Source organism: Variovorax boronicumulans NBRC 103145 (genome assembly GCF_001591345.1).
GTDB lineage: Bacteria > Pseudomonadota > Gammaproteobacteria > Burkholderiales > Burkholderiaceae_C > Variovorax > Variovorax boronicumulans.
This window is the reverse complement of record NZ_BCUS01000169.1, coordinates 1-10590: the sequence shown is the minus strand read 5'-3', so window position 1 is coordinate 10590 and position 10590 is coordinate 1. Positions and strand designations below refer to the sequence as shown.

The 10590-nt window shown below is 70.0% G+C and carries 11 protein-coding genes; 5 read left to right on the top strand and 6 right to left on the bottom strand.

Going from position 1 to position 10590, the window contains the following annotated elements; all coding sequences use genetic code 11:
• A partial coding sequence (locus VBO01S_RS29150) for a TolC family protein (protein ID WP_169805103.1) occupies positions 1 to 618 on the top strand: 618 nt, incomplete at its 5' end.
• A 30-nt stretch (positions 619 to 648) separates the two neighbouring features.
• Here the strand turns inward: VBO01S_RS29150 and VBO01S_RS29145 are convergent.
• The 3 genes from VBO01S_RS29145 to VBO01S_RS29135 all read right to left on the bottom strand — a co-directional run bounded on the left by VBO01S_RS29145 (position 649) and on the right by VBO01S_RS29135 (position 3711).
• The gene (locus VBO01S_RS29145) at positions 649 to 1218 is read right to left on the bottom strand and encodes a hypothetical protein (protein WP_062482071.1); all 570 of its coding nucleotides are present in this window, start codon (positions 1216 to 1218) and stop codon (positions 649 to 651) included.
• 85 nt (positions 1219 to 1303) lie between these two features.
• Positions 1304 to 2032: an RNA pseudouridine synthase gene (locus tag VBO01S_RS29140; RefSeq protein ID WP_062482068.1), complete on the bottom strand. Its 729-nt coding sequence runs from the start codon at positions 2030 to 2032 to the stop codon at positions 1304 to 1306.
• A complete protein-coding gene (locus VBO01S_RS29135; protein ID WP_062482065.1) occupies positions 2029 to 3711 on the bottom strand; it encodes an MBL fold metallo-hydrolase in 1683 nt (560 codons plus the stop codon). Before VBO01S_RS29135 ends, VBO01S_RS29140 begins: the two co-directional genes overlap by 4 nt.
• Positions 3712 to 3821: 110 nt before the next feature.
• Here VBO01S_RS29135 and VBO01S_RS29130 point away from each other — a divergent pair, with 110 nt between their 5' ends.
• Positions 3822 to 4826: a Bug family tripartite tricarboxylate transporter substrate binding protein gene (locus VBO01S_RS29130; RefSeq protein ID WP_095743580.1), complete on the top strand. Its 1005-nt coding sequence runs from the start codon at positions 3822 to 3824 to the stop codon at positions 4824 to 4826.
• Here the strand turns inward: VBO01S_RS29130 and VBO01S_RS29125 are convergent, their stop codons facing one another.
• From VBO01S_RS29125 to VBO01S_RS29115, 3 genes are all read right to left on the bottom strand, one after another.
• Positions 4827 to 5657 (bottom strand): TorF family putative porin, encoded by an 831-nt coding sequence (locus VBO01S_RS29125; RefSeq protein ID WP_062482062.1) that lies wholly within the window; start codon positions 5655 to 5657, stop codon positions 4827 to 4829.
• Positions 5658 to 5707: 50 nt separating this feature from the next.
• On the bottom strand, positions 5708 to 6655 hold the full coding sequence (locus VBO01S_RS29120) for a DMT family transporter (RefSeq protein WP_062482059.1): 948 nt from the start codon (positions 6653 to 6655) through the stop codon (positions 5708 to 5710).
• A gap of 68 nt (positions 6656 to 6723) precedes the next feature.
• On the bottom strand, positions 6724 to 7497 hold the full coding sequence (locus VBO01S_RS29115) for a GntR family transcriptional regulator (protein ID WP_062482056.1): 774 nt from the start codon (positions 7495 to 7497) through the stop codon (positions 6724 to 6726).
• 167 nt (positions 7498 to 7664) lie between these two features.
• Here VBO01S_RS29115 and VBO01S_RS29110 point away from each other — a divergent pair, with 167 nt between their 5' ends.
• From VBO01S_RS29110 to VBO01S_RS29100, 3 genes are all read left to right on the top strand, one after another.
• Positions 7665 to 7883, top strand: a complete 219-nt coding sequence (locus VBO01S_RS29110) for a DUF3311 domain-containing protein (protein ID WP_062482053.1) — start codon at positions 7665 to 7667, stop codon at positions 7881 to 7883.
• A complete protein-coding gene (locus VBO01S_RS29105; protein ID WP_062482049.1) occupies positions 7880 to 9355 on the top strand; it encodes a sodium:solute symporter family protein in 1476 nt (491 codons plus the stop codon). The genes VBO01S_RS29110 and VBO01S_RS29105 overlap by 4 nt, the downstream gene beginning before the upstream one ends.
• Positions 9356 to 9393: 38 nt before the next feature.
• Positions 9394 to 10590: amidohydrolase family protein (locus tag VBO01S_RS29100; RefSeq protein WP_062482046.1), on the top strand; the 1197-nt coding region annotated here is incomplete at its 3' end.

Sequence of the window (10590 nt, the reverse complement as noted above, 5' to 3'; positions counted from 1 at the left end):
GGCGCCGCGCTGCTGCGCCGCCGCCCCGACATCCGCCAGGCCGAGCGCAGCCTCGCTGCATCGACCGCGCGCATCGGCGTGGCCACGGCCGACCTCTATCCGAAGGTCACGCTGGGCCTGTCGGGCTCGTCGGCCGGCCATGCCACCGGCTTCGGCCGGCAGGACACGCTGGCCTGGAGCGTCGGCCCGCTGATCTCGTGGACCGTGCCCAACACCGGCGCCGCCCAGGCCCGCATCGCGCAGGCCGAGGCCGGCACGCGCGCCGCGCTCGCGAAGTTCGACGGCACCGTGCTCACCGCGCTGCGCGAGACCGAGACCGCGCTCGGCACCTACGCCCGCGAGCTCGACCGCCGCGCCGCCCTGCAGGCCTCGCGCGACGAAAGCGCCAAGGTCGCCGCGCAAGCGCGCCAGCTGTACCGCAACGGCCGCACCGCCTACCTGGACGCGCTCGACGCCGAACGCGCACTGGCCGGCGCCGACGCCGCCTTGGCCGCCAGCGAGGCGCAACTGGCCGACGGCCAGGTCGTGCTGTTCATGGCGCTCGGCGGCGGCTGGGAGCCGGCCGATGACGCGGTCGCACAAAGCCTACAAGGCAAGCCCGCCACGACCGTCCGCTGAGCGGCACGTGCCGCTCGCCGGCCGCAACGCTCAGCGCGTGAACAGCCAGCCGCCCTTGGGCTGGCGCGTCAGCTCGTGGCGCTTGATGGCGCGCTCCTCGCCGTCGTCGCCCACGTAGACCACGTCGAAGCGCAGCAGCCGGGGCGACACCAGCTTCCAGTTCTGGATGCGCTGCACCGTCACGCAGGCGGTCTTGTCGTGGTACTGCATCTCGGCCATCGGCCCGCCCTGGAAGCCCGTGCCGTCGAACAGCCGGCCGGGCGCCGCGAAGGGGTTGAGCACCGCGCCGTTGCGCGCCGTGATGCAGCCTTCGGTGCGCAAAAAGGATTCGATGGTCGGCGACGCGCTTCCCACCACCTTGCCCACCGCGGGGCTCGGGGGCTTGCCGCCGACGGCTTCGCGGATGCGATCCACTTGAACAGCGGTGATCGGCGCGAGGCCGTCCTTGGAAACCACGGCGGGTGGGGCGGCTGTCGTCGCTGCGGGCGGGGAACCGACCGGCGCGTCGGGGAACAGCAGGGCCGTGAGGTAGCTGCAGCCCGCCAGCAGCGTCAGGGGCAGGGTGCAGGCCAGGGTGCGGATCGGTGTGCCGAACTTCATGGTGCTGGTATCTCCCGTGTGCGGCGCGGGGCCGCTGTCTTCAGGTGGCAGTTTGCGGTGCTGCCTCGTCGTCCTCAAGCCGCTTTCAAAAACGCTCGTTCGGCGCCAGGTAGCGCCACTGGCCCGGCTGCAGCCCGGCCAGCGAGACGCGGCCCACGCGCAGGCGCCGCATGGCGACGATGCGCAGGTTCACGCCGTCGCAGATGTGCGCGATCTGCCCGGGCCGCGCGCCCTTCAGTGCAAAGCGCAGGCCGGTCTGCTCGGGCGACTGCCGGCCGATGCTCACGCGCGCGGGCGAACGCTCCAGCCGCGCCAGCACCTCGGGGCTCACCGGGCCGGCCACGTCGACCATCACTTCGTGTTCGAGGATGCCCGCGTCTTCCTGCAGTTTGCGCTCGATGCGCCATTCCTGCGTGTAGGCCACGAGGCCGCTGGCGCCGGTTTCGAGCGGCGTCATGCAGCGCTGGCCGCGCGCATGTGCCGGCAGGAAGCGCTGGCCCTCGCGCTCGGGCTCGTGGTGGTTGGCGGCCACCAGCAGTTGGTGTGCTTGGTCGGTCGGCATGCCGGCGGGCTTGTAGAGCACCAGCGTCACCGGCACGATCGGCTCGGGCCGCGCACCGGCGGCGATCTCGACCTGCTGGTGCGGTTGCACGCGCGACTGCGGCAGCAGGGCGGGCACGCCGTCGACACTCACGGCGCCGTTCTCGATCAGCAGCTCGGCCTCGCGGCGCGACACCTGGGCCATCGCGGCCACGCGCTTGGCCAGGCGCACGCCTTCGTCGTCGGGCGCAGAGGGGCGGTTCGAGCGGTTCATCGCGCGTCGGCCAGTTGACGGATGCGCGCCACATGCGCCGCCAGCGAACGCGCCGCCACCGGCCACATGCGCTCGGGCACGTCGTCGTAGGCGAGCGGCAGCCACTGCTCGGGCGTGCCGTCGGGCAGCCGCTGCATGGCGGCGGCGATCTTGGCCTCGCGCTTGAGGCGGTGCGCCTTCAGGTGCGCGATGGCCGTGCGCGCAAAGCCGATCACGTAGCCGTGCGCCGGCAGGATGAAGTCGATGCCGCCGGCCGCGCAGGCCGCGTCGAGCTTGTCGAGCGAATCGAGGTACGCCGTCATGTCGCCGTCCGGCGGATCGACCACCGTCGTGCTGCCATTGAGGATGTGGTCGCCCGAGAACAGCAGGCCGTCTTCTTCGAGCACCAGGCACAGGTGGTTGGCCGCGTGGCCGGGCGTGTGGATGGCGCGCAGCGTGTGCGTGAGCGGCGTGCCGTCGGGCGCGATGCCCGAGAGCACCAGCCGTTCGCCGTCGGCCAGCTCGCGCTCGGCGCTGAAGCGTGCGGTGGAACGGGCCGTGGGCGCGGACGACAAGCCGAGGATCGGCGGCTTGCGCTGCGCTGCGCACAGCGCCTGCAGCGGCGCGGCGCCCGGCGAGTGGTCGGCGTGCGAGTGCGTGCAGACGATCAGGCGGATGTCGCCCTGCGTGGCCTCGATCAGCCGCGCCAGGTGCGTCGCGTCGTTCGGGCCCGGGTCGATCACGAGGTAGCCGGTGGCCGCGTCGCCCACGAGGTAGGTGTTGGTGCCCGGGCCGGTCATGGCGCTGGGGTTCGGCGCGGTGAGGCGCTGCACATTCTTCAGCAGCGCCACGGGCTGCGTGCTCTGCCAGTCGAGCGCGTGCGCGATCTGGCCGTCGGGGCACACCAGCGCGAGCTCGCCGAAGGGCGACTCGTGTTCCATGTAGCGTGCGTCCTCGCCCTTGAGCAGGCCGGCGCGCGGGCAGCTGGTCCACAGCGGCTTCTCCTGGCCGTCGGCCCCGGGCGCGCAGGCCGCGAGCACTGCGTCGACCGTCGCGTAGGCCGCCATGCGCTGCAGCGTGCGGATGGTCGGGAAGATCATGAAGAAGCTGCCGGCCTCGTGGCGCGCCAGTGCGTCGGCCGGGCGCACCCAGCACGGCTCGAACTGCTCGCTCTCGTCGGCCGTGGGCTCCTGGCCCTCGGGCATGCGGGCCACCAGGAAGGGCACGTCGAAGCGCTTGGGCAGGTCGCGGTCGGTGATCCAGTGCGCGAAGGTGAAGACCTGGTCGGCCGACAGCACCAGGCCGCGCGCGGCGCACTGGTCGGCGAAGGCCGTGCCGGCGGTGGCGTTGCGGTCCATGGCGGCGACCTCGCCGACAGTCACCGCGCGGCCGTCGGCGTGGCGGGCCAGCAGGATGCCCAGTTCTTCGAAGGCCTCGCGGATCGCGGCGATGGCCTGCGTGTGCTGCGTGTCGCTTTGCGTGGCGCGGCGTGCCGCGATGCGCGCGGCGGCGGCGTCGGCCGCGTCGATGTGGCCCCCCGGAAAGACGTAGGCACCGGGCGCGAAGCTCGCGGTGGCCGAGCGGCGGGTCATGAGGACCTCCAGGCCGGCGTCGGTGTCGCGCAGCAGCAGGACGGTGGCGGCGGCGCGCACGGGCACCGGTTCGCGATGGGTGTGGAGTTGTTGTGTGGGGCGGACCATGGAGCGATTATGGAGAGGCAAGGGGCGCGGTGCATAAGCACATGTGCAAACAGATATCAGCCGCGCGCCACAATCGGCGCCTGCACCGTCCGCCTCGAAGAAAGACCGACATGGCCCATTCTCCCTTCCCGCGTCGCGCCCTGCTGGCCGCTGGCGCCTTGCTCTGCACCGCTGCCGCATCGACCCTGGCGCTGGCCCAGCCCGACTGGCCGCAACAACCCGTCACACTGATCATGGGCTTCCCGGCCGGCTCGGGCGTCGACGTGGTCGCCCGCGCCATCCAGGAGCCGCTGTCGCGCCAGCTCGGCAAGCCCGTGATCATCGACTACAAGTCGGGCGCCGCCGGCAACATCGCCAGCGAGTACGTCGCGCATGCCAAGCCCGACGGCTACACGCTCTCGTTCGGCACCGCCGCCACGCACGGCAGCAATGCCGCGCTGTACAAGAAGCTGCCCTTCGACGTGGAGGCCGACTTCGTGCCCGTGGCGCCCGTGCTCGACGTGTCGAACGTGCTCACCATCAACCCCGACGTGATCAACGTGCGCACGCTCAAGGAGTTCGTCGAGCTGGTGAAGGCCAACCCCGGCAAGTACAACTACGCCTCCACCGGCAACGGCGCGGGCACGCACATGGCCTTTGCCGAGTTCAACTCGCGCCTGGGCCTGAACATGGTCCACGTGCCCTACAAGGGCGGCCCCGAGGCCATCACCTCGGTGGTGCGCGGCGAGACCTGCTGCATCATGAACCAGGTGCAGACCGTGCTGCCGCACTACAAGGCCGGCAAGGTGCGCCTGCTTGGCGTGACCACCGCCACGGCGGTGCCGGCCGTGAAGGAGGTGCCGACCATCGCCTCCAGCGGCCTGCCGGGCACCAAGGGCTTCGACAGCGCCATCTGGTTCGGCATCTTCGCGCCCAAGGGCACCGACGCCCACATCGTCGACAAGCTCAACGCCGCCGTGAAGACCGTGCTCGAGCAGCCCGAAATCCGCGAACGCTTCGAGAGCCAGGGCAACACCGTGCGCATCGAGTCGCCCGCGCAGTTCAAGAAGACCGTGCACGCCAACCGCGTGAAGTGGGCCGAGGTCGCCAAGGCGGCGAACATCAGCATCGACTGATCACAAGGTCTTCGTCAGCGTGACGATGAAGCGGGCCTTGTTCGGCGAGTAGGTCGTCTGGCCGACGGTGCCGAAGCCGTAGTCGAAGCCCGGGTTGGCCACCGAAACGTACGAACTCTTCTTGTTCGCGCCCTGCACCGAGCCCGTGAGCGTGAGGCCGCTGCCGAAGTCGTAGGTCGCGCCGACGTTGTAGTCCACGTAGCTCCTGTAGCCCAGGCTGCGGATGTCGCTCGACATGTTCGTGTAGCCGACAGCCGCCTTCAGCGTGACCTTGGGCAGGATCTCCTTGCTGTAGGCCAGGTTCAGGTAGCCGGTGTTGCGGCCCGTGCGGCCCGAGCCCGTCTTGGCACCGGCATAACCGAAGTAGTCCTTCGACACCGTGTGCGAGTACTTCAGCGTGAACGAGCCGAGCGTGGCGTCGGTGTAGCCCGCGCTGGCGTACAGCTCCGTCGTGTTGCCTGTCGAATTGCCCGGGTACAGGTAGGTGAGGGCGCCCACGTCCATGTCGAGCAGGCCGGCCTTGAACTTGTAGCCGCCGTAGAGGTCGCTTTCAAGGCTGTTGCCCTTGAGCCAGTTGACGCTCGAATTCCAGTTGCCGACGTAGAAGCCACTGTCGCCGAAGGCGTAGTCGAAGCCGCCCTGGATGGCGGGCTTGAAGCCGCGGGTCTTGGCGTAGTCGTTCTTGCCCAGCATGTCCTGGTCCTGGCCGCGGAACTTGTAGTTCGTGGTCAGCGCCACGTTGCCCGTGAGCTGCGCATTGGCGAGCATCGGCAGAGCGAACAGGGTGGGAAGAACGAGCACCGGCAAGGCGGTGCGAAGGAGGTGTTTCATCGAAAGAATTCGCTAACGGATGGAGGAGCCGGCAGCGTAGAAGCGCGGGTCTAAAAGCCGCGTAAAAAACGAAGGCCCCGGCGCAAAAGTTGTGTGTCGGGCATCGTCATCGCGACCACGCCCACCACCACGCAGGCCAGCCCGATCCACGCCGTGGCCGCCAGCGTCTCGCCCAGGCACACCACGCCGATCGTCACGCCGATGGGCACGCGCAGGTAGGCCTGCGCCGAGGTCGACATCGGCCCCAGCGTCTTGATGAGCCGGAAGTAGATCGTGAAGGCCAGCGCCGTGGACAGTACCGCCAGCGCCAGCACGGCGAGCATCGAGGCGGTGGAGGGGGCGAGCGTCCAGGGCCTGTCGATCGCCAGGCTCGCGGGCACGAGCAGGGCTGCGCCGCTCACCAACGAGCCGGCCGCGGGCACCATCGGGTCCAGGCCCTTGAACACGCGGCCGAACATCGCGGCGCAGCCGTAGCAGACGGCGGCCACCACCAGCGCCAGCTGCGCCAGCAGCGAATGCCCCAGCCCCTGCAGGGCCTCGAAGCCCACGATCAGGCAGATGCCCGCCAGCCCCGCCCCCACGCCGAAGAGGCGCTGCAACGTGGGCTTGCCCGCGCCGCCCAGGCCCCACCCCAGCAGGAAGATGAAGATCGGCGAGGTCGAGTTGAGGATGGTCGCCAGCCCCGCATCCACGCTGCGTTCGGCCCATGCGATCAGCGTGAACGGCAGCACGCTGTTCAGGCCAGCCTGCAGCACGAAGCGCCGCCATGTCGCGCCGTCTTTGGGCAAGCGCACGCCGCGCAGGCGCAACACCGCGAGCAGCAGCAATCCGGCGATCAGGGTGCGTGCCGCGATCAGCGTGACCGGCGGGATCGTCGCCACGCCGATCTTGATGAAGGTGTACGAGGCGCCCCAGCAGGTCGCGAGCACCGCGAGCAGCGCCCATTCGAAGGCAGGGGCGTGGGGTCGGCTTGACGCGGCGAGCGGGGTCGTTGGCATGGTGCGCCGATCTTCGCGAGACCGGCCCCTCGACACTTCGCTGACGGACGAAACGTGCGCGCGAAGCCTCAGTGATCGTGCCCGTGGCTTCGCGCCGGCGCAGCGCCGTTCAGCAGCGCCGCCAGGTCGACCTCCTGCTCCGCCGCCGCCCCTGCGATCACGCGTTGCTCCAGCTCGTCCAGGTGCTCCAGCGCCACGGCCAGCGCGGCGTCGAGCGAGTCGCCCATGAGCGCTTCGATGATCTGTTCGTGCTCGCGCGGCGCGCAGCTCGCGGCCTCGGCCGAGTCGTACAGCGCCTTGTACAGCTCGGTGTTCGCAATCAGCCGCCGGATGTACGACAGCAGCTCGTCGCTGCCCGCCATCTGCGCCAGCAGCAGGTGGAAGTCGCCGGCCAGGCGGATCGCGTCCTCGCGCCGGCCTTCCTTGAACGCCTTCTGCTCCGCCTGCACGTGCTTGCGCAGCGCGGCCACCTGGTCGCGCGCCAGCCGGCCGAACAGCGTGGCGACCAGCCCGGCTTCCACGATGCGGCGCGCGCGGTAGATGCCGCGCATGTCGTCGATCGACGGGTTGGGCACGAAGGCGCCGCGGTTGTGCTCCAGCACCAGCCGCTTTTCGGAGCCCAGCCGCGCCAGCACCTTGCGCACCGCGCCGCGCGTGCAGGCCAGCGCCTCGGCCAGCGCGCGCTCGCGCAGCGGCGTGCCGGGGCGCAGCTTGCCGCTGAGCAGCGCCTTGGACACGGCGGCGTAGACGCGCTCGTCCACGTTCGCGTCATCGACGGAAGCGGGTTCGGCAGGTTCTGCGGAAGGGGCGGGCGCGGCGGATCGGCGGATGGCGGCAGGCATGGGCCTGCGGATTATTGCCTGCACCCCGCCACCTCCGGGAAAGCCCCCGGATTGACGCGGCCCGCCCGGCTCCGTACCATTCGCGCCGTTTGGTTAACCAAAAAATATAAAATGGTTAACCAAAAGAAGATCGAATTTCCAACCACCCGAACACACAGAGACATCCCATGAAACTCGCCAAATGGCTGGCCCTGCTGCCGGTCGCCGCCTTCTTCAGCGGGGGATGGCTGTCGTCCGTCGCGCCCACCTTCGTGCTCGGCATGCCCTTCCTGATGGTCTGGAACGTGAGCTGGCTGGTGCTGACCTCGCTCATCATGGTGGTCATCGACCGCGCCGAAGGCGACCTCGATGCGCAGGACGCGCAATCTGCAGGAGACGCGCGATGAACGCCGCACTCGGCGTGATCGCGCTCTTCGTGGCCGGCGCCCTCGGCCTGGCCGTGCTCGCGCGGCGCGGGCGCACCATGAGCCTGGAGCAATGGGCGCTGGGCGGACGCGGGCTGGGCACGATCATGGTGTTCCTGCTCATGGCGGGCGAGTCGTTCTCGACCTTCACCTTCCTGGGCGCCAGCGGCTGGTCGTACAGCAAGGGCTCGCCGGCCTTCTACATCCTGGCCTACGGCGGCCTGGCCTACCTCATGGCCTTCTGGATGCTGCCGGCCATCTGGCGCTACGCCACCGCGCACAAGCTGGTGTCGTTCTCCGACTTCTTCGCCCACAAGTACGACAGCCGCCCGCTCGGCGTGCTGGTGTCGGTGGTCGCGCTCATGGGCATGGTGGCGCTGCTCACCATCCAGCTGCGCGGGCTGGGCATCATCGTGTCGGAGGCCTCGTACGGCTCCATCGCGCCGCAGGTGGCGATCTGGATCGGCACGGTCGTGATGGTCAGCTACATCCTGTTCTCGGGCATCCACGGCTCGGCCAGCATCGCCATCGTGAAGGACATCCTGATCCTCGTGCTCGCCGTGTTCCTGGGCGTGTACCTGCCCTGGCACTACTACGGCGGCGTCACGCCGATGTTCAGCGCCATCCACGCGGCCAACCCCAGCTTCTTCGAGTTTCCGAAAGAGGGCCTGAACCTCACCTGGTACAACTCGACCATCCTGCTCACGGCGCTGGGCTACTACCTGTACCCGTTCAACCTGACCTCGGTGTACGCCGCCCGCAGCGCGAGCGCGGTGCGCCGCAACACCATCCTGATGCCGCTGTACCAGGTGGTCATCGCCTTCCTGTTCCTGGTGGGCTTCGCGGCCATCCTGCAGGTGCCGGGGCTCAAGGGCTCCGAGGTCGACCTGGCCCTGTTCGGCCTCGTGAAGCACACCTTCGACCCGTGGTTCGTCGGCGTGATCGGCGGCACGGGCGTGCTCACCGCGCTGGTGCCGGGCTCGATGATTTTGCTCACCGCTTCCACCGTGATCGGCAAGAACGTCTACAAGGAAGGTTTCGCGCCGCACGCCACCGACAAGCAGGTTTCGCGCGTGGCGCGCGGCGTGCTGCCCCTGTTCGCGCTGGTGGCCGTGTACTTCGTGCTGCGCGGCGGCACCACCATCGTGGCCGTGGCCATCTTCGCGTCAAGCCTGCTCACGCAGCTGCTGCCCTCGCTGCTGTTCAGCCTCATGAAGAAACCCTTCGGCAGCAAGCACGCCGCCTTTGCGGGCATCCTCGCGGGCGGTGCGGTGCTGGCCTTCACGATGACCACCGGCGCGAACCTCGGCACGCTGTTCCCGGCGGCGCCCGTGGTCTTCAAGTCGCTCAACACCGGGCTGGTGGCGCTGGCGGTCAACGCGCTGGTCTTCGTGGCGGTGGCGCTCGTCACGCCGCGCGTGCTGCCGCGCACCGTGGCGGCGCAACCCGCCTGACCGGTCTTCTCTTGCCTCTGACCCACGAACGAAACCGAATGACCCAGCTACTGATCCGCAACGTGCGCCCTCTGGGCGCGTCTCCTGTCGATGTGCGCGTGCACGACGGCCGCATTGCCGAGATCGGCGCGGCGCTGGCCGCACCGGCCGGCGCCACCGTCGAAGACGGCGAGGGCGCCTTGCTGCTGCCCGGCCTCGTCGAAGGCCACACCCACCTCGACAAGACGATGTGGGGCATGGACTGGTACCGCAACGAGGTCGGCACGAACCTCACCGACAAGATCGAGAACGAGCGCGCCTTCCGCCACGCCAGCGGGCACGACGCCGCCGCCCAGTCGCTGGTGCTGGCCAAGGCCTTTCTCGCGCTCGGCACCACGCGCCTGCGCACGCACGTCGACGTCGACACCCAGGCCGGCCTGCGCCACCTCGAAGGCACGCTGCGCACGCGCGAGACGTTGCGCGAGGTGCAGCAGATCCAGGTCGTCGCGTTTCCGCAGTCGGGCCTGCTCGGGCGCGCCGGCACGGCCGAGCTGCTCGACCAGTCGCTGGCCCTGGGCGCCGACGTGCTCGGCGGCCTCGACCCCTGCGCCATCGACGGCGACCCCGTGAAGTCGCTCGACGTGCTCTTCGGCATCGCCCACAAGCACCAGCGCCCCGTCGACATCCACTTGCACGAGCCCGGCGCCATGGGCGCCTTCTCGCTCGAGCTGATCCTGCAGCGCACCGAGGCGCTCGGCATGCAGGGCCAGGTCGCGATCAGCCACGGCTTCTGCCTGGGCGACGTGAGCGAACGCGAGCGCGACGCGCTGCTCGCGCGCATGGCGAAGCTGGGCGTGGTGCTCATCACCAGCGCACCGGCCTCGCGCAGCGTGCCGCCGCTCATGGCGTGCCGCGCCGCCGGCGTCACCGTGCTCGGCGGCAACGACGGCATCCGCGACACCTGGTCGCCCTACGGCAACCCCGACATGCTCGAGCGCGCCATGCTCATCGGCCTGCGCTACAACCTGCGCCGCGACGACGAGCTCGAAGTGGCGCTCGACACCGTCACCCATTCCGGCGCGCGCGGCTGCGGCTTCGCGGCCTACGGGCTCGACGTGGGCTGCCGCGCCGACCTCGTGCTGGTCGAGGCGCAAACGCCCGCGCAGGCCGTGGTGGGCCGCCCCGTGCGCAAGCTCGTGGTGTCGGGCGGCCGCGTGGTCGCGCGCCACGGCACGCTCGTGCCCGGCGCCGTGCCC

What these genes read in the sequence shown, in the direction of transcription:
- VBO01S_RS29145 (WP_062482071.1), bottom strand. Translation starts at nt 1,218, where the DNA reads ATGAAGTTCGGCACACCGATCCGCACCCTGGCCTGCACCCTGCCCCTG.
- VBO01S_RS29140 (WP_062482068.1), bottom strand. Translation starts at nt 2,032, where the DNA reads ATGAACCGCTCGAACCGCCCCTCTGCGCCCGACGACGAAGGCGTGCGC.
- VBO01S_RS29135 (WP_062482065.1), bottom strand. Translation starts at nt 3,711, where the DNA reads ATGGTCCGCCCCACACAACAACTCCACACCCATCGCGAACCGGTGCCC.
- VBO01S_RS29130 (WP_095743580.1), top strand. Translation starts at nt 3,822, where the DNA reads ATGGCCCATTCTCCCTTCCCGCGTCGCGCCCTGCTGGCCGCTGGCGCC.
- VBO01S_RS29125 (WP_062482062.1), bottom strand. Translation starts at nt 5,657, where the DNA reads ATGAAACACCTCCTTCGCACCGCCTTGCCGGTGCTCGTTCTTCCCACC.
- VBO01S_RS29120 (WP_062482059.1), bottom strand. Translation starts at nt 6,655, where the DNA reads ATGCCAACGACCCCGCTCGCCGCGTCAAGCCGACCCCACGCCCCTGCC.
- VBO01S_RS29115 (WP_062482056.1), bottom strand. Translation starts at nt 7,497, where the DNA reads ATGCCTGCCGCCATCCGCCGATCCGCCGCGCCCGCCCCTTCCGCAGAA.
- VBO01S_RS29110 (WP_062482053.1), top strand. Translation starts at nt 7,665, where the DNA reads ATGAAACTCGCCAAATGGCTGGCCCTGCTGCCGGTCGCCGCCTTCTTC.
- VBO01S_RS29105 (WP_062482049.1), top strand. Translation starts at nt 7,880, where the DNA reads ATGAACGCCGCACTCGGCGTGATCGCGCTCTTCGTGGCCGGCGCCCTC.